Source organism: Collinsella aerofaciens (genome assembly GCF_039062365.1).
Classification (GTDB): domain Bacteria; phylum Actinomycetota; class Coriobacteriia; order Coriobacteriales; family Coriobacteriaceae; genus Collinsella.
Window position 1 is genome coordinate 35,244 of the sequence record NZ_JBCJBI010000008.1, and the last position, 22,646, is coordinate 57,889.

Consider the following 22,646-nt stretch of genomic DNA (forward strand, 5'->3'; position numbering starts at 1 on the left):
CGCCGTTGACCTGCACAAACTATGCGCGCAGTATTGCCGTGCTATGTCGAATAATGAGCTGGCCGGGAATACGGATGGCAACGGTTTTGCCCGCCGTACCCGCCTCGGGAACCGCATGCTCGAATACCTCGCGTCCACGTTGATGCAAGTCGAATCGAACGGTCGTAAGCTCGTTATGCGCTACAAAATCATCGAGCGAATCGTCGACGCCCACCACACTTACGTCCTCGGGCACGCGCAGACCACTATCACGCAGCGCGGCAATCGCGCCATTTGCCATCTGATCGTTTGCCGCGTAAATCGCCGTCATGGTGCGGTCGTGCTCGGCCAGGTACCTGCCGGCCTCGTAGCCGCTGTTGGCAGACCAGTCGCCCTCGAGCGGCTCTGCCGGCTCGATGTGTTTACGCTCGAGTGCATCCTGCCAACCGGCGCGACGAAATTGTTCGTCGACCGAGAACGACGGGCCGCCAATATAGCGAATCTGATCGTGCCCCAGCTCAAACAGGTGATCCATAAGCAATAGCGAGCAGCCGTAATGATCGGAGTCGACCGTGGTCACCCGCGGGTGCGCGTACATGGTAACGATGACCGTGCCAATGCCCGGCAGTGGATCAAACGTCTCAAAATCGGGCGCCATGCGACTCATGCCGATGATGATGCCGTCCACCGGCAATGCGGCCATACGACGCGTAGCCTCGGCAAGCGAAAACTCCTCGGTCTTGGACATCTCGACCAGTGTGATGGCGCAATTATGCTCGCGAGCAGCGCTGGCGATGCCATCGATCATTGAGAGGTTGCCAAACTTGGTGACATCGTTGACGCACAGGCCGACCGAATGGTAACGGCCGTCACGCAGCGAGCGACCGGCATAACTCGGACGAAAGCCGAGCTCTTGCATAGCGGCCTGCACGCGCTGGCGTGTCTGCTCGTTAACGTTGGGCAAGCCGTTGGCGACGCGCGAAACCGTCTGCTGCGAAACGCCAGCAGCGCGGGCGACGTCGGCCATGGAGACCGGACGCGTACCTGTATCGTTGGACGGGCGCCTTGCCACAGGATCACCTTCACCCTTGCGAGATCTGAATAGCGTGAATGCCGGCCCGGGCAGGAGTTTAGCCCGCGCCGAGGCCCGCTATCGTCGGACGCATGTTAACGTACTCTACTTTTTCAATCCGCATCTCTTCTGCTTTATAAATCCATACGGCAATACCGTTCACGGCTGAATTTCTACCGATTACCAGATTCTCAAAAAGTGACAAGAGTTGTGTTATGAGTACGTTAACATAGCCCGTAACGTGCGGCATCGTGAACACTTGGTTCATGCCGCTTCAAGTTGTTAACGTACTCATAACGACGCAAAACTTACCCGTACGCGCCAAGGAAAGGACTCCGATGACCACCCCCGACGAAAAGACACTCGCCACGCTCACCAAGCTGTTTGAGGAGGAGTTTGGGCCCATCGGCGATCGCCAGGTGCTCTATGTGCACGCGCCCGGCCGCTCCGAGATCAGTGGCAACCACACCGACCACGAGGGCGGCCACGTCATCGCCGGCTCGCTCGATGTCGCTGTCGACGGCATTGCCGTGGCGACCGACACCAACAAGGTTCGCGTTGCCGACGAGGGCTATCCCACGTTTGAGATCGCGCTCGACACGCTAGACGTTCAGGAGTCCGAGAAGGGCACGTCCGCGAGCCTCGTCCGCGGCATGGCCCACGAAATCGCAGCGCTTGGTGTTGAGCCCCACGGCTTCGACTTCGCCTTCACTTGCTCCGTCCCCTCGGGTGGCGGCCTTTCCAGCTCTGCCGCCGTCGAGGCCGCGTACGGTCGTGCCATGGAGACGCTCTGGGGCGCACCTGCCATCGAGCCCGTCGCACTCGCCCAGATGAGCCAGCGCACCGAGAACAACTATTACGGCAAGCCCTGCGGTCTGATGGACCAGGCCGCTGTGTGCCTGGGCGGCCTTGCCTACATGGACTTTGAGGACCAGGCTCAGCCTAAAACCCAGAAGCTCGAGCTCAATTTTGAGGATCACGGTTATGCGCTCGTGCTCGTTAAGGTTGGCGCCGACCATGTGGCAGCTACCGACGACTACGCCGCCGTTCCGCGCGAGATGCAGGACGTCGCTGCCGAGTTTGGCAAGGCACGCCTGTGCGAGGTAAACGTGGCGGACTTTGACGCCAAGCTCCCCGAGCTGCGCGCCAAGCTGGGCGACCGTGCCTGCCTGCGCGCCGTTCACTACTGGTACGAGAACGGCCTGGTCGATAAGCGCTGGGCGGCCCTGAACGCCGGCGACATCGACCAGTTCCTAGTCCTGACGCGCGAGTCCGGCGCCAGCTCTGCCATGTACCTGCAGAATGTCGTTGCCAAGCTGGGCTCCGAGCAGCCCTCGATGTATGCCCTGGCACTGGCCGAGCACGTGCTCGACGGCCGTGGCGCCGTCCGTATCCACGGTGGCGGCTTTGGTGGCACCATCCAGGCCTTCGTGCCGCTCGACCTGGTCGACACCTTTATCACCAAGATGAACGGCTGGCTGGGCGAGGGCTCTGCCCGCCACTACGCAATTTCTGACAAGGGGGCTTACGCGGCATGGCTGTAATGACTGACGCGCGCGAGGCCGCGCAGAACCTGATCGAGTACGCTATCCACCGATCGATGATCGGCCAGGACGATCGCATCTGGGCGTATAACACCATTCTCGAGTGCATCGGCGCCACGGGCCCCGCACTCGACATGGCTTGGGCGCTCAAGACCGAGAAGATTTCGCTCTTGCACCCCGATACCCTGCCCGACTTTGACCTGGAGGGCACGCTCGCCGCGCTTGCCGAGGCCGCCGTTGCCAACGGCGCCGCCGAGGACACGGCGTCGGGCCGCGACCGCATCGCCATGCGCATCATGGGCGCGCTGATGCCGAGGCCTTCGGTTGTAAACGAGGAATTCAACGGCCGCATGGGCGTCAACGAGCCCCGCGCCGCGACCGACTGGTTCTACGGCCTGTGCTGCGACGCCGGCTACGTGCGCCGCGCCGCCATCGCGCGCAACATCAAATGGAGCACTTCCACCAACTGGGGCGACCTGGAGATCACTATCAATCTGTCGAAGCCCGAGAAGGACCCGCGCGACATTGCCGCAGCCGGCGCCGCAAAGAACACGGGCGAGAAGTATCCCGCCTGCCAGCTGTGCATCGAGAACGAGGGCTACCCTGGACGTTCCGCCGCAGCCGACGGCGGCGCCCATCCCGCTCGCCAGAACCTGCGCGTTATCCCCATTCAACTCGACGGCGAGCGCTGGGGCTTCCAGTACAGCCCGTATGCGTATTTTAACGAGCACTGCATTGCCATGAGCTCCGAGCATCGCCCGATGCACGTCGACCGTAAGGGACTGACCTGCCTGCTCGACTTTGTCGACCTGTTCCCGCACTACTTTATTGGCTCCAACGCCGACCTGCCCATCGTGGGCGGCTCGATTCTGTCGCACGACCACTTCCAGGGTGGCGCGCACGAGTTCCCCATGATGCATGCCACCGAAGTCTCGCAGTTTAGCGTGCCCGGATTTGACCAGGTCAGCGGCACCGTGCTGCAGTGGCCGCTTTCGGTGCTGCGACTGCGCTCGCACGACCGCGCCCAGCTGCTCGACGCCGCCGAGAAGATTATCCTTGCCTGGCGCGAGTGGACCGATGAGTCGGTGGGCGTCATCGCGCACACAGCCGACGGCGTGGCGCACAACACCGTGACGCCCGTCATCCGCCGCGTCGACTCTCGCGGCAACGCCGGCGGCGAGATCTACGAGGCCTACCTTGCGCTTCGCTGCAACATCACGACTGACGAGCATCCGCTGGGCGTATTCCACCCGCATGCCGAGTACCACCACATTAAAAAGGAGAACATCGGCCTGATCGAGGTCATGGGCCTGGCAATTCTGCCGCCGCGCCTGGTTCCCGAGCTTGGCGCTGTCCGCGAGCATCTGCTGGCAGCCAAGGCCGATGCCAGCTACGACCTTGCCGGTGCGCTCGAAGGCGATGATCTTTGCCGCAGCCATGCCGCGTGGGCCGAGGATGTCTATGCCCACTGCGCCGATGAGCTTACGGCGGATAACGCCATCGATATCCTGCACGAGGAGGTCGGCGTGGTGTTTGGCCACGTGCTCGACAACGCCGGCGTCTTTAAGTGGGACGAGGCGGGACGCGCCGCCCAACAGCGCTTTATCGATTCGCTGTAATGATCCCTTGGGGACGAAGGAAAACGAATCATTTCGTCTTCAAGACAACGGCGCCCGCCGGCAACATCGCCGACGGGCGCCGTTTTTAAGTGTTCGGTGTCGCGACTCCTAGAGTTCGGTCACGACAACGCTGTTGTAGATCTCGTCCCAGCGGTCCATGACCAGGTGGCCGGTCTTGGGATCCATGGCGTTGAGCTTGCCGCAGGTATTGGCGGTCTTGAGCACCGTGACGTCGTCGGCGCCAGCAGCAATGGCATGTGCAAAGCCGGCGATGGTCGAGTCGCCGGAACCCGTTGCGTTCACAGCCGCAATCGCGGGCGTCTTGGCGCGGAACGCGCGACCCTCATGGAAGCCAACCGAACCGGCAGCGCCCATCGAAACGACAACCCAGGGGATACCGGCAAAACGGTCATCGGCGGTAAGCGCCTCGCGCAGGGCATCGACATCATCGGTCGTAAAGGACGTACCCAGCAGTCCGTTAATCTCGGTCAGGTTGGGCTTTACGAGCTCAGGCTTAGCGTCGGACTCCAGCGCGGCCTCCAGCGATGCACCCGAGGTATCGAGCAGCACCTTGGCGCCCGCCTCCTCGGCGATCTTGACGAGCTCGGCATAGTAGCCGGCATCGACGCCACGCGGCAGCGAGCCCGAAAGCGTCACAACGTCCGCCTTCGCTGCAAGCTCGGCAAACTTGGCCGTAAAGGCCTCGAGCTCGGCCGGGGCGATCTGCGGGCCGCTCTCCAGCAGCTCGGTCTGATTACCCTCGTGCAGAATATTCAGGCAAATGCGCGTCTCACCGGCGATGGGCACAAAGTCGTTCTTGACGCCATCGGCATCCATGAGCTCGGCCATATAGGCACCCATGTGGCCGCCGAGCAGACCGGTCGCGAGCACGTCGTCGCCCAGCTGCAGCAGCACGCGGCTCACGTTGAGGCCCTTGCCGCCAGCGGTCTTTTCGGGCGTCACGCGGTTCACGTCGTCGATGATCAACTTGTCGAGCTGATAGCGCGTATCAATCGACGGGTTCATGGTAACGGTCAGAATCATATTGAACTCCTGTTTCCGGGGCACGACACGCGCGGCCCCAAACATACGATAGCTCGTTAAAGGATCTCGATCTCAAAGCCGCGGGTAACGGTCTCCCCCGGCTTGGCCACCAGGCAGCCGCGCTTGTGCTCCAGAATATCGTCCTCGTCGGAGCAGGTGGACAGGCCGCCCCACGGTTCCACGGCCACAAAGTCACCCTCGGGCTTGCTCCACACAATCAGGTACGGCATATCGGGGAACGTCAGGCGCACGCCCTTGTCCTCGGTCTTCTTGGTCAGCGTAACCACGCGGCTCTCGAGCACGTCAAAGATGGTCTCCGCGAAGTCAAAGAGTTCGTGGGTCAGCGGCAGGTCATGGCCAACCATCGGGTTCTTGCTGCGATGCTCAACATCAATCAGGCCCGTCGAGGGAACGGCAGTACAGAGCTCGGCGGCCTCACGCTGCTCAAAACGGAGCTCGTAGTCGTCATAGGACTCGCCCTCGTCGAGCGGGCACTTAAAGCCAGGGTGACCGCCCACAAAGAACGGCATGTCCTCGGTGCCCTCATTGGTCACCTCGTACGACACCGCCACCTTTTCCGAATCGATCGTGTAACGAGCAACGATCTTAAACGGATACGGGTACTGCTCGAGCAACTCGGCATGGTCGGCAGAGCTTAGGCTCAGCGCGACCATGTTGTCGCCCTGCTCCTCGAGCTTCCACTCCTGTTTGCGAGCAAAGCCGTGACGGGCAAGCTTGACCTCGCGGCCGCCCATGGTCATTGCGCGACCGTCACGAAGGCCGCCGCAGATCGGGAAACAAATGGGTGCCTGGCCCGACCAGACCGCCGGGTCACCCTGCCACAGGTACTCACGGCCGTTGGCCGCAATAGAAGTGAACGACCCGCCCGCCGTGCTCAGTGCTACGCGGATAGAACCGTTATCAAGAACAAACTCCATAGGAGCCTTCCCTTTCTTACGACAGCCCGCCAAGTCAATAGGGCTGATAGAAAACCGGCCCGCGCCCCCTCACAGAAACGCGAGCCGTCAACGGACTAGTTAATTACGCCGGATACCCGCTAGTCATGGTATTCGCCGCGGTCCCACTTCTCCAGGAACTCGTCAAAGAAGTGCGGGTCGGCCTGAGCCTCGGCGTCGGCCTTATTGCAGGCATCAATCTTGGCAATCAGGGCATCGTGCTCGGGGGTCTTGTCGTAGGGCTCCTCCAGGAAGGCAAGCATGATGTCGGCCATCAGGAACTCGCCGGTGATCTTGCCGCCAAAGCCCACGATGTTAGCGTTGAGCTCGCGACGGGCATACAGGGCAGAGGTCATGTCGCGAACCAGAGCGCAGCGGGCGCCGGGAACCTTGTTGACGGCGTTGGTGATGCCGATGCCGGTGCCGCACAGGGCCACGCCAAAGTCGGCCTTGCCGCTGGCAACGGCCTCGCCCACGGCCTTACCGTAGATGGGATAGTGCGTACGGGTGTGGCTGTAGGTGCCGCAGTCGAGCACCTTGTAGCCAGCCTGCTCCAAGCGGTCGGCCAGATAGATCTTCTCGTCCGTAACGATATGGTCGCAACCGATTGCGATGGTCTTCTTCATCAGAACGTCCTTTCGTCTGAATTCACAAGTTGAGGTAGAAGTTCGAGTTCTCGGTGGCTCTCGTTAGGCCATCTTGTTGAGCATGTCGACACGGATCTGGTGACGGCCGCCGGCGTACTGCGCGCGCAGGAACTCGCGGGCGATCTTCTTGGCGACCTCGGTGCCCACAACGCCCGGGCCCATGGTGACCATGCGCGAGCCGTTGTGCTCGCGGGTCATGTAGGCGGAACGCTCGTCAGAAATGTTGGCGACGACCATGCCCTTAATCTTGACGGCGGCCATATAGGAGCCGACGCCGTACTTATCGAATGCGAAGCCCTGGGAATCCTTGTGCTCCAGCAGGTCCTTGGCAACGGCGGTCGCGGAATCGACAAAGTCCGCGGCAGGGGTCTCGGAATAGTCGACGACCTCGTGACCGTCGGCGATGAGCATCTCCTTGATGGACTCCTTCATCGACATACCGTCGGCATCGGAAGCGATTACAACCCTCATGACATCCTCCTTGAGAGATACGCAGGTGCGTAGTTTCTGTTTGGAAGTGTTGAATCGCGTTCAGGTCCGGGCATCTGAATGTGCGGTTCTTCACTGTTCGTGTTTATTTGAACACATTCGAACACCGACTGCAACAATAAATTGTTTATCTTTGTTCTTTTTTGAACAAACACCATTCACGGATGATTGCTGACCGTTTGAGCCCGGCGCGGACGTAGCGCCCACGTGTTCAACAAACAAAAGGGCGACCGAGAACGTGTCTCGGCCGCCCTTCTTACGGTTGATCTTCCAAAGATCGCTTTGCCGCCTACTCAGACTGCCCGCTCTTCTTGGCATGTCTGGACGGAGCGCTCAAGAAACGACCCGTCAGATAGTTCGCGGGACCGGAGATATCGATCCCCAGCAGCACGTGTCCTAGCCATAGGAACGCCACGAGCACCAGTAGAGGAATCACACACGAGGTCACGATCATCACGATGACGCCTTCGATCAGATCGGTCACCTGATGCACGATCTCATCGGTCATCTGCTTGGCGCCGCTGGTCACCGACGTAATAAGGCTCGATGCCCCATCAGTCAACTGCTCGAGCACGTTTTTGGACTCCGTGGCCTCGGATTTTTTCTTGTTCGATTTTGAGCTGGTCTCGGCTGACTTGTCCGTGGTGTCGGCCGCGTCCGCAGCGTCCGCAGCCTTTTGCTCAGCTTGCTCAATACTTACGCGATACGTTTCATCGACCTTCTGCGACACCCATACGCTCGCGGGCACGAGCGCCATGCCGATCACGGCAACCACCAGCACGCGCGTCGCCACACGGCGCAGGACAGTGCTCGTGCTCCAGCGCCCGTGAATGCCGAGCGACACCGCAAAGAGCACCAACGCAAACGGGATTAAGATGCCCAGGCCGACCGACCACAAAATGGTTAGCAGGTATTTCTCTAGGTAGAGCACGGCAAGCACGATACCAAGGTTGCCTGAAAGCTGCGCGAGCTGCTCGGCAACCGGCGTTCCCGTATCACCCGGCAGCGCGGTAATGCCCGCAGACAGCGCCACGCACGAGGTCGTGAGCGCCAGTACGTTACCCTTCTTTTGGTCGATGACCTCGATGGTGGAGTCCCAAGTTTTGGTATCGGCGAAATGCGGACGAGCCACAAAGCCCGACAGCAGCGCCAGGACCACAAGCGCAACGATAAAGCCAATCTGCAGCTTTTTGTTTGCGCACACGACATCGGACAGACTGGGCTGCAGCTCGGTTACCGTCGTGTGCTCGGTTATCTGGACAGGACGCCCATGAGCCATCTCGTGCGCGTCTCTTTTTTGTATTGACCCGTTATCCGGCATTTGGATACCTCCTCAGTCCGGCGTTTAATGCGAAAGGAAGTATACCCACCGAGCAAAAAACCGAACGGGAGGACGAACGGAGCGCACCAAGACTGTCCCCAATGACTATCTCCGGATGAGTTGCGGTGGAATAGGGATTGTTTTGCGCCCGTCGGCCCCTATTCAGTCCCTATTTCACCGCAACTTGGAGGAGGACAGAAAAAGCCCTGCTGCGGATGGCGGCAGAGCTTTTGGAAGGGGACTTGGTTGTGAGGGCTCGTTAGGCGAGCTTGGCCTCGAGCTCGGCGATGCGCTTGTAGGCATCGATGGTAAAGCGGGCCTGCTTCTCCAGGATCATGGTGGTCATGAGAGTATCCTGAGCATGGGCCATGATGAAGGTCATCTCCATCTCGCCGCCGCCGGCCTCCTGCGAAAGCAGCTTGGTCTGCGTGTCGTGGGCGCCGATAAGTGCATCGCTGGCATCCTTGTGCAGCTGCTCAGCCTTCTCAAAATCACCTTCGCGAGCAGCATCGAGCGCTGCAATCAGATCGGTCTGGGCGTCGCCCGCGTATGCGACAATCTCGAATCCAACCATCGAGATTTCTTCTTTGGTTGCCATATTGCGTTCCTTTCACATATGAACCAACGGAGAGCATCGCGTCCGGGCATACGCGCTGCGCTGTGTATGACAGGAACAGTAACATTCAAACAAAAAAGAACAGCGCAAAACGCAATTTCGAGCTATGAACGGTTGCTTTTCAGCCGTGAACGGCTTTTAAGCCAGTCCGAACAATATCAAACACAATTATCGGCAACCCAAACAGGTCCGCACCCTAGCGTACATCGCGCACCGTATCGCCCTCGACGAGCACGCCCGGAAACAGCCTGTGCTCCACACCGGGTGCAACGCCCTCGGCGCCGGCAATCTTGTCGACCGCCCACATGCCGACGCGCTTGTTGTCAAAGCGCACCGTGGTCAGGCGACGGTCGGGCACGATATCGCCCAGACTATCGTCAACACCCACCACGCTCACGTCCTGGGGCACGCACTTCCCGCGCGACTCGAGCCCACGGATACAGCCATATGCCATGGCATCGTTGGAGGCATAAATGGCCGTGCAGGTCGGATCATCCGCAAGCACCTGGCCGGCAGCATATCCACTCTGCGCCGTCCAGTCGCCACGGACGAGCTGCGGTGGCTCAATGCCATGCGCACGCAATGTCTCACGCCAGCCTTCCTCGCGCCGCATGCCCGAAAGCGAGCGCTCGGGGCACGAGATAAAGTGCACGGTCTTGTGCCCCTGCTCCAGCAAGTACTCGACCACCTGGCGCGAGCAATCGAACTGGTCGTTATCGACCGTCGAGCACAGCGGGTGCTCCAGCATGGTAACGAGCACCGTCTGCATACCGGGCAGCGGCTCAAAGGTGCCAAAGTCCGCCGGCATGCGGTTCATAATCACGACTATACCGTCCACCGGCAGTGCGCTCATACGCGACGATGCGCTCTCGAGGGTATAGGGGTGTCCATCTACTTTAGTGAGGGTGATGGCATAGCCGTGTTTGTCGGCCGCGGCGGCAAAGCCCTCCATACGGTCGAGGTTGCCGGTGCCGGTAATGTTGAACATGGCGACGCCGACGGTCTTAAACTTACCGCGGCGCAGCGATCGACCGGCAAAATTGGGGCGATACCCCAGCTCGCGCATGGCGGCACGCACGCGCTCCTTGGTCTCGGGGCGCACGCTGGGCGAATCGTGCACCGTACGCGAGACTGTCTGCTCCGAGACGCCCGCGAGACGCGCCACATCCTTAACGGAAACCGATTTTTTAACAGCGGCCATAGGTCGATCTTTCTATGTCGACGATGCCATTGGTGGCACCCTACGCAGTCATTTTTAACGCCTTCAAGTATATCCAACGCCTCCCCCACCATACGCTCACCACCCAAAACCTACCGTTCACCGACATTTTTGCTTCCCCAAACGGCTTTTGGCGCCCAAATGTTAACGTTGCCATTATGCAAACACAGAGCCACCGGGCGGCTCAAACGTTTACGCATAAGGAATCGACGGTTCGCAGGCACAGGAACCACCGGTTCGCGTCTTTTTTTGTGTCGCAAAATGGCAACGTCAACATTTTGGCAACCGAACGCCAAAAGCTACCATCGTTGCTAACCCACCGACTCTTAGGAGCATTGCATGGAGCAACTCATCGCCACCATCGAAAAAGGCCAGCCCTTTTTCAACGCGATCGCCCGCAACAAGTACCTCAAGGCGATCCGCGACGGCTTTATCTCCGTCATCCCCATCATCATCTTCTCGTCCATCTTCTGCCTGGTAGCCTCGGTCCCCAACATCTGGGGTTTCTACTGGCCCGATGACATCAACAACGCCCTGTGGAAGTGCTACAACTACTCCATGGGCATCCTGGCCATCGCCTGCGCCGCCACCACGGCCAAGCACTTCGCCGACGCTCAGAACCGCGATCTGCCCAAGAACAACCAGATCAACTTCATCTCGTGCATGTGCGCGGCCATCATCGGCTTTCTGCTCCTTTCGAGCGACACCATCGCCACGGACGCCGCCAGCGGTTTCAACACCACCTACCTTGGTTCCAAGGGCCTGCTGACCGCTTTCATCGCTGCGTTTGTGACTGGCATCATCTACAAGTTCTTCATTAAGCGCAACATCACCGTCAAGATGCCCGAGCAGGTTCCGCCCAACATCTCGCAGACCTTTAAGGACATCATCCCCTTCTCCGTCTGCATCACCGTCTTTTGGGTCTTTGACATCGTCTTCCGCGCTGCTTTTGGCTTCTGCTTTGCCCAAGGCGTCATCCAGGTGTTCCAGCCCCTGTTCACCGCTGCCGATGGCTACATCGGCCTCGCTGTAATCTACGGCGCCATGAGCCTGTTCTGGTTCGTGGGCGTCCACGGCCCCTCAATCGTCGAGCCCGCCATCGCCGCCGCCCTCGTTGCCAACATGACCGACAACCTGGCTGCGTTCCAGGCTGGTCAGCACGCTTCCGCTGTCCTGACCCAGGGTGCCCAGTACTTCGTCGTCTGCATGGGCGGCACCGGCGCCACGCTCGTCCTGGTCTTTATGTTCTGCTTCCTGGCCAAGTCTCAGGAGATGCGCGCCGTCGGTAAGGCCGCTATCGTCCCCGTGTGCTTTGCCGTCAACGAGCCGCTGCTGTTCGCCGCACCCATCGTGCTCAACCCCGTCTTCTTTGTCCCGTTTGTCTTTGCCCCGATCGCCAACATCTGGATCCTCAAGATCTTTATCGACTTCTTGGGTATGAACGGCTTTATGTACACCCTGCCTTGGACCGTCCCCGGCCCCATCGGCACCATCATGGGTCTGGGCTTCCAGCCGCTCGCCTTTGTGATGCTCGCCCTTATCCTGGTTGTCGACTTTGCCCTGTACTACCCGTTCTTCCGTGCCTATGACGCCCAGAAGTGCGCCGAGGAGGCCGAGATTTCCCAGGAGGAGCTCGCCGCCAAGAACGCCGAGAAGGCCGCCAAGCTTAACGATGCCTTCCAGGGCAAGGCTGACGCCAAGAGCGTTGCCGCCGGCGCTGCTGCCGATGCCGTGAAGGCCGACTCCCCCGCCGCTTCTGCAGCATCCGCTGCCGAGGCAACGACCGCCAGCGACCTCAACGGCAAGCGCGTGCTCGTGCTCTGCCAGGGCGGCGGAACCTCGGGCCTGCTCGCCAACGCACTGGCCAAGGCCGCCAAGGAGCGCGGCATCGATCTTGAAACCGCTGCCGAGGCATATGGCAACCACGTCGACATGCTCCCCGACTTTGACCTGGTCGTCCTGGCCCCGCAGGCCGCGAGCTACCTGGCCGACCTGCAAAAGGACTGCGAGCGCGTGGGCAACAAGTGCGTCGCCTGCCGCGGTAAACAGTACATCGAGCTCTCCCAGAACGGCGATAAGTCTCTCGCCTTCGTAAGCGAGCAACTCTCGAAGTAAGTAACGCTCAGGGCCAGCCGACCATCCAAGACCGGCTGGCCCTTCGATTTAGACGATTGGATCATCATGTCCGTTAACCCTGCTAGCGTCACTAACCCGCCTGCGCAGTTTCCCGAGGACTTTGTCTTTGGCGGCGCCACTGCTGCCTACCAGGTAGAGGGCGAGACCCGCACTCACGGTAAGGGCAAGGTTGCCTGGGACGACTTCTTGGAGGCCCAGGGCCGTTTCTCCCCCGATCCCGCTTCGGACTTCTACAACCAGTACCCCGTCGATCTGGAGCTGTGCGAGGAGTTTGGCATCAACGGCATTCGCCTCTCCATCGCCTGGAGCCGCATCTTCCCCAACGGTATCGGTGAGATTAACCCCGAGGGTGTCCAGTTCTATCACGATCTCTTCGCCGAATGCCACAAGCACCACGTTGAGCCGTTTGTCACGCTGCATCACTTCGATACGCCGCTTCCCCTCTTTGAGAAGGGCGACTTCCTCAACCGCGAGACCATCGACGCGTTTGTGGACTTTGCCACCTTCTGCTTTAAGGAGTACGCCGACCAGGTGACCTACTGGTTCACCTTTAACGAGATCTGGGCCGACGCCTCCAACACCTACATCGAGGGCACCTTCCCCGGTGGCGTCAAGGCGCATCTGGCCGAGGCCTTCCAGTGCGAACACAACATGATGCTCGCCCACGCCAAGGCAGTACTGGCCTTCCACAACGGCGGTTTTAAGGGCAAGATCGGCGTCATTCAGTCGCTGGAGTTTAAGTATCCGCTCAACGAGAACGACCCCGCCGACATCAAAGCCGCCAACAACGAGCACGTGCTGCAAAACCAGTTCTTGCTCGACGCCACCTTCCGCGGCGACTACGCGCCCGACACCCTCGAGTGCGCCAACCGCCTGGCCGCCGTCTCGGGCGGTACCATCGAGATCCTAGACGAGGATCTGGAAATCATGCGCGAGGCCGCCCTCTACAACGACTACCTGGGCGTTAACAACTACCAGTGCCGTTTCTTGAAGGCTTACGATGGCGAGAACGACCTGCACCACAACGGTACGGGCGAGAAGGGCACCGGCCGCTGGCGCGTCAAGGGCATTGGCGAGCACGTGAACAAGCCCGGCATCCCCACCACTGACTGGGACTGGATTATCTATCCCGAGGGTCTGTTCGATCTGCTCGTCTACATTAAGCAGCGCTACCCCAACTACAAGCAGATCTTCATCACCGAAAACGGCATGGGCTACAAGGACCCCTACAAGGACGGTTTTGTGGACGACCAGCCGCGCATCGACTACATCGAGCAGCACCTGCGCTGGTTGCTCAAGGCCATGGAGGTGGGCGTCAACGTGGGCGGCTACTTCCTGTGGAGCCTGCAGGATCAGTTCTCCTGGACCAATGGCTACAACAAGCGTTACGGCTTCTTCTACGTTGACTTTGAAACCCAGAAGCGAACGCCCAAGGCAAGCGCATACTGGTATAAGCACGTGGCGCAGACCCGTCGTCTGGACTAGTGACTGGCGGGGTTGCCCGCCCACATAACCTGTCCCCATTTCTCAGCCGGGGGCGGCACGTCACACGGCACGCCGCCCCCGGCCTTTTTGTGCAGGTCAGAAGCCGTTTATCTCAATCTGTAACATCTAGCCGAGTTTTTGGTCCTAGCTGTTACAGATCGAGACGAACAGGATTGCTCTTTCCGAAGAATCTAAATCTGTAACACGTAGCCCGCTTTTGACCGTCTACCTGTTACAAATCGAGACAAACGGAGTAGGACCTAACCCCGTATGTCCCTAACAGTCGAGCGTTCGACCAGCGTACTCGGCACATGAATCGCCTCGATAGACGAGCTCTCTCCAATCGCCGCCTCAAACGCAAGCTTACCGACACCGCGCAAATCAAATCGCAGCGTCGTCAGTCGATTGTGAGGAACAAGTCCCTCGAGTGCGTCGTCGATACCAACCACGCTCACGTCGTCGGGCACGGACAGGCCCGCGTTCTCGAGCGCGGCGATAACGCCCAGCGCCATCTGGTCATTTGCCGCAAGCACGGCAGTCGGCGCCTGCGACCCGCCGGCAAGCACCTCGGCCGCAATCCGCTCGCCCATGGCGTACCCACTGTCCGCACTCCAATCGCCACGCAGCATCGGAGCGGCATCGACATGAGCACGACCCAGCGTATCGCGCCAACCGGCCTCACGAAAACGCGAGGAAATCGAGTTTTCCGGACCCGCCACAAACCGCATATTCGAGTGACCATGTTCCAGCAGATAATTGGTCAACAGCTCGCACGAACCATACTGGTCGGAGTCGATCGTCGTGCAGCGCGGATGCGCATACATGGACAGGATGACCGTTCGCACTCCCGGCTGGGGAACAAACTCCTCAAAATCGGGAGCCATGCGGTTCATGTTGAGAATCATGCCGTCGACGGGTCGCTCGACCATGCGGCGCGAGGCATCGGCAAGTGTATAGGGCTTGTCGCCGCCCATCTCGATCATAGTGACGGCAAAATCGTGCTCGCGCGCCGCTTGCATGATACCCTCGAGCGTCGCCAGGTTACCGACACGTGTGATGTTGTACATGCACAGGCCAATAGAACGATACGACCCGCCGCGCAACGCCGCTCCAGCAAAATTGGGACGAAAGCCCAGCTCTTCCATGGCGGCCAGCACACGCTTGCGCGTCTTTTCCGTCACGTTGGGCATACCGTTGACCACGCGAGACACAGTCTGGCGGCTCACGCCAGCGAGCGCCGCAACCTCTGCCGCGCTCGCCGAATGACCATTCCTTGTCTGCTGAGCCATGCCTTCCACGCTAACCTGCTTCCCAACTATTCCCCGCGCCCATGGCGCATCGTACATACATCGATAACGTGCTCATGATACCCGAGCCATATACCACAACATGAAAACTTCTGTCAATCAAAACCGCTTACCGAACAAATACAACCGTTCGCGGCTGTTTGAAGTTGTTTTGTTTCTATACATCCCAGCCGGATGTTAACGTGCTCATTGTCAAATGTTCACGTGCTCATTTTGGTTCTAATCATTTTAAGATAGTGTTTATCGGGCTTTTTCACCGCTGAACGCTAACCAGGGAGCCTCCTGAGCGCAAACGCACAATATCGAACAGCGAGACGAGAGGGTGTATGCATATGTCTTTGCTAAACCGCGTACAGCAGCTGCCGAAGGGCTTTGTTTGGGGCGCCGCAACCGCCGCGTACCAAACGGAAGGTTCCACGAAGGTGGCAGGCAAGGGTAAGACCATGTGGGACGATTACCTTGTCGCCCAGGGTCGCTTTTTGCCCGACCCGGCCAGTGATTTCTACAACCGCTACGAGGAGGATATCCGCCTTTCTGCCGAGCATGGACTCAACGCCATCCGTGTGTCCATCGCCTGGACCCGCATCTTCCCCAACGGCGACGATGCCGAGCCCCTCGCCGAGGGCGTTAAGCACTACCACGAGCTGTTCGCCTGCTGCAAAAAGTATGGCGTCGAGCCCTATGTGTCCCTGCATCACTTTGACTCCCCCGCCGCCCTGTTCAACCAGGGCGACTGGCTCAACCGCAAGACCGTCGACGCCTATGTGCGCTATGCCGAGTTCTGCTTCCGCGAGTTCCGCGAGGTCAAGAATTGGTTCACCATCAACGAGCTCATCAGCCTCTCGCACTCCCAATACATCCAAGGCAACTTCCCGCCCAACCATCACTTTGATGTGACGAGCGGCATCCAGAGCCAGCACAACGAGCTCGTTGCCCACGCCCGCGCCGTCAACCTGTATAAGGATCTTGACGAGACCGAGCACCTGGGCGGACGCATTGGCATGGTCAACGTCCTGACGCCGGCATATCCTGCCACAGACTCGCCCGCCGACCAGCACGCCGCCGACCTGTACAACGCCTTCTACACCGACTTCATCATGGACGGCGCCTTCCTGGGTCACTACTCCGCGCGCACCCTCTCACTCATCAACGAGATTCTGCGTGCCAACAACGCCACGCTTACGGTTGAGGACAGCGACATGGAGGAGCTCGCCAAGGCGGCGCCCCGCAACGATATGTTCGGCCTCAACTACTATCAGTCGGCGTTTATCGCCGCCTACGATGGCGAGTCCACCAACAGCTTTAACGGCACCGGAGACAAGGGCACCTCGTGCTTTAAGTTTAAGGGCGTCGGGCAGCAGGTCGATATGCCGGGTATCCCCACCACCGACTGGGATTGGCTCATCTACCCGCAAGGCCTCTACGACACGCTCAAGCACATCAGCGCCACCTATCCCAACCTCCCCGTCATCTATATCACCGAAAACGGCCTGGGCCACAAGGACCCCGAGCCCGACGCAAACGGCATCGTCGCCGATCCCGAGCGCATCGACTTTGTCGACCAGCACATGGAGAAGGTGCTCCGGGCGCGCGCCGAGGGCGTCGACGTCCAGGGCTACTTTATCTGGAGCCTGCAGGACCAGTTCTCGTGGGCCAACGGCTATAACAAGCGCTACGGCCTGTTCTACATCGACTTCGACACGCAAAAACGCTACATCAAGCAGTCGGCACTCTGGTACAAGGAGCTCGCCGACACTATGGCGGACGCGCAGTAGCGCATCGCCTCGCTTTCCCCCGAGAGGGGAGCGGCCCTATGCGATACAAACCCAGCCGCTCCCCTCTCTCCCCCTGGGACCGACCCCGCCTGCACCCGGGCTTTTAGCAAGCGGGAGACCATATAGGTTTTCAACGTCCATGCCATTAAGATTTCATGCAAAGAGGAGCGTGAACTATGGAATCGATCGTTAAGTTCTTGGAGAAAGGTCAGCCGTACTTCGACAAGGTCTCTAAGAACATCTACCTTCAGGCCATTAAAGACGGCTTTTTGGCAGCAATGCCCATCATCCTGTCTTCTTCTGTCTTCCTGCTTATTTCGACCCTGCCGGGCGTTGTCGCCACGGTCGGCGGCTTTACGCTGCCCGACTGGTGGAACGTCGACGTCGTGAACTTCTGCAACAAGGTTTACAACTTCACGATGGGCGTCGTGGGCATCATGGTCGCCGGCACCACCGCAAGCGCGCTGACCGGCTCCAAGAACCGCCGCATGCCTGCCGGCAAGGCCATCAACGCCACGAGCACCATGGTCGCCGCCATGTGCGCTATGCTCATCTTGGCCGTTACCCAGACGAGTGCCAAGATCGACGGCGCCGATGTCTCGGTGTTCTTTACCGACAACATGGGCACCAAGGGCCTACTGAGCTCCTTTGTCGCCGCATTTGCCACGGTCAACATCTATGCCTTCTGCATTAAGCGAGACATCACCATCAAGCTGCCCAAAGAAGTCCCCGGCGCCATCGCCCAGAACTTCCGCGACATCTTCGCCTTCAGCTTCTCCATCCTGTTTGTCGCCGTCATCGACGTTATCTGCCGCACCTGCTTGGCCGTCCCGTTTGCCAACGTCATCTCCACGCTGGTGAGCCCGCTGTTCGCCGCTGCCGATTCCTACGCCGGCCTCGCCCTCATCTGGTTCATGATCCCGCTGTTCTGGTTCATGGGCATCCACGGCCCCTCGGTCGTTAAGCCTGCCCTCAACGCCGCGCTGTTTGGCAACATCACCACCAACCTCGCCACGCTGCAGGCCGGCGGTCACCCCGCCCTCGCCCTGACCGAGAACTTCGGTAACTACATCGGCGAACTCGGCGGCACCGGCGCCACGTTCATTGTCCCGATCATCTTCCTGCTCTTTATGCGCTCCAAGCAGCTCAAGGCCGTCGGCAAAGCCTCTGTCGTACCCGTGATGTTCGCCGTCAACGAACCGCTGCTGTTCGCCGCGCCCATCATCCTCAACCCGTACTTCCTGATCCCGTTCCTGTTTGCCCCCGTGGCCAACGTCCTCATTGGTAAGTTCTTCATCGACTTTTTGGGCATGAACGGCTTTATCTATGCCATGCCGTGGGCACTCCCCGGACCGATCGGCACCTTCATCGACACCAACTTCCAGCCGATCTCTCTGGTCCTGGTTGTCGTCCTGCTGGTCGTTGACTTCTTAATCTACTACCCGTTCTGCAAGGCCTACGACAACGTCCTGTGCAAGCAGGAGGCCGAGACCCTGGCCGAAGAAGAGGCCGAGGAGACCAAGGCCGTCAAGACCGCTGCCGCCCCCGCCGTTGAGGCTCCTGTTGTCGAGACCGCTTCTGCCACTGAGGCCTCCGCAGCTCCGTCCGCCCTTAAGGGCAAGGATCTGAGGGTTCTGGTTCTGTGCGCTGGCGCCGGCACCTCTGCACTGCTCGCCAACGCGCTTAAGGAAGGCGCCGACGAGCTGGGCATCGACATTACCGCCAACGCCGGTGCCTACGGCAGCCACTACGCCATCATGGACCAGTACAACGTCATCGTCCTGGCTCCGCAGGTTCGCACCTATTACAACGAGATGAAGGCCGACACCGACCGCCTGGGTATCACGCTGCTGTCGCCCAAGGGCAAACAGTACATCGACCTCACTAAGGATCCCAAGGGTGCCGTCGCCTGGATCGAGGAAAACCTCGAGGCATAAGACGCTGACGCCACCTACCGCCCGCAGAAAAAAATGGCCCGTGCATCGATGCGTGATGCGCGGGCCATTTTGTTTAGACCGCACCCGTCCTCCTGTTCATCTTAATCTGTAACATCTAGCCGAGTTTTTGGGTCCCAGCTGTTACAGATCGAGGTGAACGCACAGGCCAAGCCAAAAATCTCAATCTGTAACATGTAGACCGCTTTTGACCGCTTAGATGTTACAGATCGAGACAAACAGATGGGTCAATCCAATCAATCTAGATCTGTAACACCTGGCTGGTCATTTCACTCCTAACTGTTACAGATCGAGACAAACGGAATAAGCCGGGCCGAATTGTCTAAATCTGTAACATCTAGCCGAGTTTTCGGGTCCCACCTGTTACAGATTTAGACGAGCAGGCCGAGCACGTCTACGCCCGCAGATCCCTTACGCTGGAACGCTCGACCAACACGCCCGAGACGAGCGTACGACTTCTGGAGCTCGGGGCTTCCAGACCTGCAACGACCTCGTTAAGCGCACGGATGCCCAGCTCGCGGTGGCGAAACTTCACCGACGTCAGAATCGAGTTGGGAATCGTCTTGTAGAGCTCATCGTCGAAGCCGATCACGGACACGTCGTCGGGCACACCGAGCCCTTTGTCACGTAGAGCCATCATCACGCCGTTTGCCATGCAGTCGTTAGCGGCGAGGACCGCCGTGCAATCGGGTTTATCGGCAAGCGCAAGGCCTGCGGCATAGCCACTATCCGCATTCCAATCGCCTTGCAGAGGCTCGGGCGGCTCAATGCCACGCGCCTCGAGCGCCGCACGCCAACCTTTCATACGGCACTGGCTCGACAGCGACTCTTTCTTACCAGAGACGAAGTACACGTTTTTATGCCCGCGATTCAAGAAGTACTCGCACGCCATGTGCGCACCACCCTCTTGATCGTCACTGACGGTGGAGCAGGTAGGATGTTCCATCGGTGTGATAATCACCGTCTTGAGGTCTTTCGGCGCCTCAAAGGTATCAAAGTCATCGACCATCTGACGCAGGTTGAAGATCATGCCATCAACAGGCAGCTGCGACATCCTACGCGCCGCTTCGGCAAGGGTCATCTTTTCCCCAGCCCGCTTTTTGATCATCGTGAGCGCAAAGCCTCGCTCTTCGGCGGCATCGGCGATACCGTCAATCATGTCCACGGCGCCGCCCGACAAGTGGAACAGCACCACGCCGATGCACCCGTAACGGCCCAACTTGAGTGAACGCGCGGCAAAGTTCGCCCGGAACCCAAGCGCTTCCATGGCAGCATGGACCCTATCGCGTGTCGACTCTCGCACGCTTTCGGGCTCATTGATCACGCGCGACACCGTCTTGAGAGAAACGCCCGCGGCAATCGCCACATCGTTCATCGAGACATTTTTCTTGTCCATCGTTGCCACTGCTTCTCCACTCGGTTCTTTATCGCTTGTTTTTTGCGTTCTAGCATACACTACCTGCCTGACTGATAAATCAACCGTTTACCGGACAATATCGACCGCTCACCCGTATATCCTTGTTGCTCTTCCAAAAATGTCTTACGTTGTCATTAACGAAATGACAACGTTGTCATTTCGCAATGCCTTCCTTAAGCAGGAAGGTTTCCGGGCAGTCCTGACCATCCATCGACGACCAGTTCCATCCACATGCATCGCGCATCAAGTAGCAAAGGAGCTCTATGGACGCCATCGTAAAGATGCTCGAAAAGCATCAACCGTTCTTTGAGAAGATCTCGAGGAACGTCTACCTCCAGGCCATTAAGGACGGATTCCTTGGGTGCATGCCCATTGTCCTCACCTCTTCGATCTTCCTGTTGATCGCCACCCTTCCTGGCGTAGTTGGCATCACGCTGCCCCAGCCGCTCATCGACTGGTGCAACAAGCTGTACAACTTCACCATGGGCGTTATGGGCATCATGGTTGCCGGCACCACCGCCAAGAACTTCACGGCTTCCATGAACCGTCGCATGCCCGCCGGCAAGGTGCTCAACGACGGCTCCACCATGGTGGCCGCCCAGTGCAGCATGCTGCTGCTCGCTGTTACGCAGTTCACCACCAAGTTCGACGGCTCCGAGCTTTCGGTCTTCGATTGCACCAGCATGGGTACGCGCGGTCTGTTCTCGGCCTATATCGCCGCGTTCATTACCGTGTGGGTTTATAAGTTCTGCGTCTCGCGCGATCTGACCATTAAGCTGCCCAAGGAGGTCCCGGGCGCCATCGCTCAGAACTTCCGCGACATCATCCCCTTTGGCGGCGCCGTCATCATCTGCGGCATCATCGATGTGGTTGTGCGCAACCTCATGGGCGTTCCGTTCTCCGAGCTGCTCATCAAGCTGCTCTCCCCGCTCTTCACCGCAGCAGAGACCTACCCCGGACTCATCCTTATTCAGGCGGCCACCGCGTTCTTCTGGTTCATCGGCGTCCACGGTCCTTCGATCGTCCAGCCGGGCATCGACCCCATCCGTCTTGCCAACCAGGCCGAGAACCTGCAGGTTCTGCTGGCAGGCGGCCACCCCGCCCACTCCCTCACCTTTAACATGTCGCTCGTGGGTGAGTTCGGCGGCACCGGCGCCACGTTCATCGTGCCGCTTCTGCTGATTCTCTTTATGAAGTCCAAGCAGCTCAAAGCCGTCGGTAAGGCCTCGATTGTTCCTGTTGCCTTTGCTGTCAACGAGCCGCTGCTCTTTGGCGCGCCGATGATCCTTAACCCCTACATGCTCATTCCCTTTGTTGCCGCCGGCTGCGTCAACGTGAGTGTTGCCAAGTTCTTTATCGATAACGTGGGCATGAACGGCTTCTCCTTCGTGGTGCCTTGGGCCACCCCTGCCCCCATCGGCATTTTCATCACCACGAACTTCCAGCTTATCGCCCTGGTATTTGTCGCAATCATCATCTTGCTGGACGCCATCATCTACCTGCCGTTCTTGAAGGCATACGATAAGCTGCTCTGCGACCAGGAGGCCGAGCGCGCCGCCGAGCTGGGTCTCGAGTCCGATGGTGCTGCCACCATCGCCGCCAGCACCTCTGCGCCCGCTGTCGAACAGACTACCGCTTCCGTCGAGCCGACCGCCGCTGCCGCCGACAGCGAGCCTGTCGCCGATCAGCCCGAGCCCGCCGCCAACGCATCCGCTAAGAAGGATGTCGACGGTCTGAAGGTCCTCGTCCTGTGCGCCGGCGCCGGCACCTCTGCCATGCTTGCCAACGCCATCAAGGAAGGTGCTGCGCAGACCGGAGAGAACATCGCTTCCTCCGCAGGCGCCTATGGTCAGCACACTGCCATCATGGATCAGTACGACGTCATCGTGCTCGCCCCGCAGGTTCGTAGCTACTACAACGACATGAAGGCCGACACCGATCGTCTGGGCATTAAGCTGCTCGCTCCCCGCGGTAAGGAATATATCGACCTTACCCGCGACCCCGCTGGCGCCATCAAGTGGCTCCGCGAGAACCTCGACTAGTTCCTCCCTCTGTTGGTGCCCGG

17 protein-coding genes are annotated in these 22,646 nt (G+C 59.5%); 7 read left to right on the forward strand and 10 right to left on the reverse strand.

The genetic code is table 11. The features are described from left to right. Window positions 1–19 precede the first annotated feature (19 nt). Window positions 20–1,006: a LacI family DNA-binding transcriptional regulator gene (locus tag ABCN01_RS05540; protein WP_342996130.1), complete on the reverse strand. Its 987-nt coding sequence runs from the start codon at window positions 1,004–1,006 to the stop codon at window positions 20–22. Window positions 1,007–1,389: 383 nt separating this feature from the next. On the opposite strand from ABCN01_RS05540, the gene ABCN01_RS05545 reads away from it, so the two are divergent. Both ABCN01_RS05545 and ABCN01_RS05550 read left to right on the forward strand, forming a co-directional pair. Beyond that, window positions 1,390–2,595 carry a galactokinase gene (locus ABCN01_RS05545; RefSeq protein ID WP_342996045.1) on the forward strand — a complete coding sequence of 402 codons (1,206 nt, stop codon included), beginning with the start codon at window positions 1,390–1,392 and terminating at the stop codon, window positions 2,593–2,595. After that, the gene (locus ABCN01_RS05550) at window positions 2,586–4,214 is read left to right on the forward strand and encodes a UDP-glucose--hexose-1-phosphate uridylyltransferase (RefSeq protein ID WP_425458728.1); all 1,629 of its coding nucleotides are present in this window, start codon (window positions 2,586–2,588) and stop codon (window positions 4,212–4,214) included. Before ABCN01_RS05545 ends, ABCN01_RS05550 begins: the two co-directional genes overlap by 10 nt. Before the next feature lie 108 nt (window positions 4,215–4,322). On the opposite strand, the gene ABCN01_RS05555 is transcribed toward ABCN01_RS05550, so the two are convergent. The 7 genes from ABCN01_RS05555 to ABCN01_RS05585 form a co-directional block, all read right to left on the reverse strand. Next, a complete protein-coding gene (locus ABCN01_RS05555; protein WP_342996046.1) occupies window positions 4,323–5,258 on the reverse strand; it encodes a hexose kinase in 936 nt (311 codons plus the stop codon). A gap of 56 nt (window positions 5,259–5,314) precedes the next feature. After that, window positions 5,315–6,196, reverse strand: a complete 882-nt coding sequence (locus tag ABCN01_RS05560; protein ID WP_342996048.1) for an aldose 1-epimerase family protein — start codon at window positions 6,194–6,196, stop codon at window positions 5,315–5,317. A gap of 119 nt (window positions 6,197–6,315) precedes the next feature. After that, a complete protein-coding gene (gene lacB, locus ABCN01_RS05565) occupies window positions 6,316–6,840 on the reverse strand; it encodes a galactose-6-phosphate isomerase subunit LacB (protein WP_117583544.1) in 525 nt (174 codons plus the stop codon). A 63-nt stretch (window positions 6,841–6,903) separates the two neighbouring features. Then, window positions 6,904–7,332, reverse strand: coding sequence for a galactose-6-phosphate isomerase subunit LacA (gene lacA / locus ABCN01_RS05570; RefSeq protein WP_006234830.1), 429 nt, complete (start codon window positions 7,330–7,332; stop codon window positions 6,904–6,906). A gap of 307 nt (window positions 7,333–7,639) precedes the next feature. Then, a complete protein-coding gene (locus ABCN01_RS05575; RefSeq protein WP_343014226.1) occupies window positions 7,640–8,629 on the reverse strand; it encodes a hypothetical protein in 990 nt (329 codons plus the stop codon). A gap of 301 nt (window positions 8,630–8,930) precedes the next feature. Further along, window positions 8,931–9,269 carry a PTS lactose/cellobiose transporter subunit IIA gene (locus tag ABCN01_RS05580; RefSeq protein ID WP_342996056.1) on the reverse strand — a complete coding sequence of 113 codons (339 nt, stop codon included), beginning with the start codon at window positions 9,267–9,269 and terminating at the stop codon, window positions 8,931–8,933. Window positions 9,270–9,483: 214 nt separating this feature from the next. Continuing rightward, window positions 9,484–10,488 (reverse strand): LacI family DNA-binding transcriptional regulator, encoded by a 1,005-nt coding sequence (locus ABCN01_RS05585; RefSeq protein WP_342996057.1) that lies wholly within the window; start codon window positions 10,486–10,488, stop codon window positions 9,484–9,486. 357 nt (window positions 10,489–10,845) lie between these two features. Between ABCN01_RS05585 and ABCN01_RS05590 the strand changes: the two genes are divergently transcribed. Both ABCN01_RS05590 and lacG (ABCN01_RS05595) read left to right on the forward strand, forming a co-directional pair. Continuing rightward, on the forward strand, window positions 10,846–12,621 hold the full coding sequence (locus tag ABCN01_RS05590; RefSeq protein WP_342996058.1) for a lactose/cellobiose PTS transporter subunit IIB: 1,776 nt from the start codon (window positions 10,846–10,848) through the stop codon (window positions 12,619–12,621). 66 nt (window positions 12,622–12,687) lie between these two features. Continuing rightward, window positions 12,688–14,127 (forward strand): 6-phospho-beta-galactosidase, encoded by a 1,440-nt coding sequence (gene lacG, locus ABCN01_RS05595; RefSeq protein ID WP_342996059.1) that lies wholly within the window; start codon window positions 12,688–12,690, stop codon window positions 14,125–14,127. A 260-nt stretch (window positions 14,128–14,387) separates the two neighbouring features. Here lacG (ABCN01_RS05595) and ABCN01_RS05600 read toward each other — a convergent pair whose 3' ends face one another. Beyond that, complete coding sequence (locus tag ABCN01_RS05600; RefSeq protein WP_055310566.1) at window positions 14,388–15,416, reverse strand: LacI family DNA-binding transcriptional regulator; 1,029 nt, start codon at window positions 15,414–15,416, stop codon at window positions 14,388–14,390. A gap of 350 nt (window positions 15,417–15,766) precedes the next feature. Between ABCN01_RS05600 and lacG (ABCN01_RS05605) the strand changes: the two genes are divergently transcribed. Continuing rightward, a complete protein-coding gene (gene lacG / locus ABCN01_RS05605) occupies window positions 15,767–17,209 on the forward strand; it encodes a 6-phospho-beta-galactosidase (RefSeq protein WP_055310581.1) in 1,443 nt (480 codons plus the stop codon). A gap of 176 nt (window positions 17,210–17,385) precedes the next feature. Continuing rightward, on the forward strand, window positions 17,386–19,146 hold the full coding sequence (locus tag ABCN01_RS05610) for a PTS lactose transporter subunit IIBC (protein ID WP_022094682.1): 1,761 nt from the start codon (window positions 17,386–17,388) through the stop codon (window positions 19,144–19,146). Between the two features lie 412 nt (window positions 19,147–19,558). Here ABCN01_RS05610 and ABCN01_RS05615 read toward each other — a convergent pair whose 3' ends face one another. Then, a complete protein-coding gene (locus ABCN01_RS05615; protein ID WP_342996060.1) occupies window positions 19,559–20,560 on the reverse strand; it encodes a LacI family DNA-binding transcriptional regulator in 1,002 nt (333 codons plus the stop codon). Window positions 20,561–20,844: 284 nt separating this feature from the next. Between ABCN01_RS05615 and ABCN01_RS05620 the strand changes: the two genes are divergently transcribed. Next, complete coding sequence (locus tag ABCN01_RS05620; protein ID WP_342996061.1) at window positions 20,845–22,623, forward strand: PTS lactose transporter subunit IIBC; 1,779 nt, start codon at window positions 20,845–20,847, stop codon at window positions 22,621–22,623. Window positions 22,624–22,646: the final 23 nt, after the last annotated feature.

Coding starts and splice junctions, on each gene's coding strand:
- ABCN01_RS05585 (WP_342996057.1), bottom strand. CDS start 10,488: ATGGCCGCTGTTAAAAAATCGGTTTCCGTTAAGGATGTGGCGCGTCTC.
- ABCN01_RS05545 (WP_342996045.1), top strand. CDS start 1,390: ATGACCACCCCCGACGAAAAGACACTCGCCACGCTCACCAAGCTGTTT.
- ABCN01_RS05540 (WP_342996130.1), bottom strand. CDS start 1,006: ATGGCCGACGTCGCCCGCGCTGCTGGCGTTTCGCAGCAGACGGTTTCG.
- ABCN01_RS05580 (WP_342996056.1), bottom strand. CDS start 9,269: ATGGCAACCAAAGAAGAAATCTCGATGGTTGGATTCGAGATTGTCGCA.
- lacA (WP_006234830.1), bottom strand. CDS start 7,332: ATGAGGGTTGTAATCGCTTCCGATGCCGACGGTATGTCGATGAAGGAG.
- lacG (WP_342996059.1), top strand. CDS start 12,688: ATGTCCGTTAACCCTGCTAGCGTCACTAACCCGCCTGCGCAGTTTCCC.
- ABCN01_RS05610 (WP_022094682.1), top strand. CDS start 17,386: ATGGAATCGATCGTTAAGTTCTTGGAGAAAGGTCAGCCGTACTTCGAC.
- lacG (WP_055310581.1), top strand. CDS start 15,767: ATGTCTTTGCTAAACCGCGTACAGCAGCTGCCGAAGGGCTTTGTTTGG.
- ABCN01_RS05550 (WP_425458728.1), top strand. CDS start 2,586: ATGGCTGTAATGACTGACGCGCGCGAGGCCGCGCAGAACCTGATCGAG.
- ABCN01_RS05620 (WP_342996061.1), top strand. CDS start 20,845: ATGGACGCCATCGTAAAGATGCTCGAAAAGCATCAACCGTTCTTTGAG.
- lacB (WP_117583544.1), bottom strand. CDS start 6,840: ATGAAGAAGACCATCGCAATCGGTTGCGACCATATCGTTACGGACGAG.
- ABCN01_RS05615 (WP_342996060.1), bottom strand. CDS start 20,560: ATGGACAAGAAAAATGTCTCGATGAACGATGTGGCGATTGCCGCGGGC.
- ABCN01_RS05555 (WP_342996046.1), bottom strand. CDS start 5,258: ATGATTCTGACCGTTACCATGAACCCGTCGATTGATACGCGCTATCAG.
- ABCN01_RS05590 (WP_342996058.1), top strand. CDS start 10,846: ATGGAGCAACTCATCGCCACCATCGAAAAAGGCCAGCCCTTTTTCAAC.
- ABCN01_RS05560 (WP_342996048.1), bottom strand. CDS start 6,196: ATGGAGTTTGTTCTTGATAACGGTTCTATCCGCGTAGCACTGAGCACG.
- ABCN01_RS05600 (WP_055310566.1), bottom strand. CDS start 15,416: ATGGCTCAGCAGACAAGGAATGGTCATTCGGCGAGCGCGGCAGAGGTT.
- ABCN01_RS05575 (WP_343014226.1), bottom strand. CDS start 8,629: ATGGCTCATGGGCGTCCTGTCCAGATAACCGAGCACACGACGGTAACC.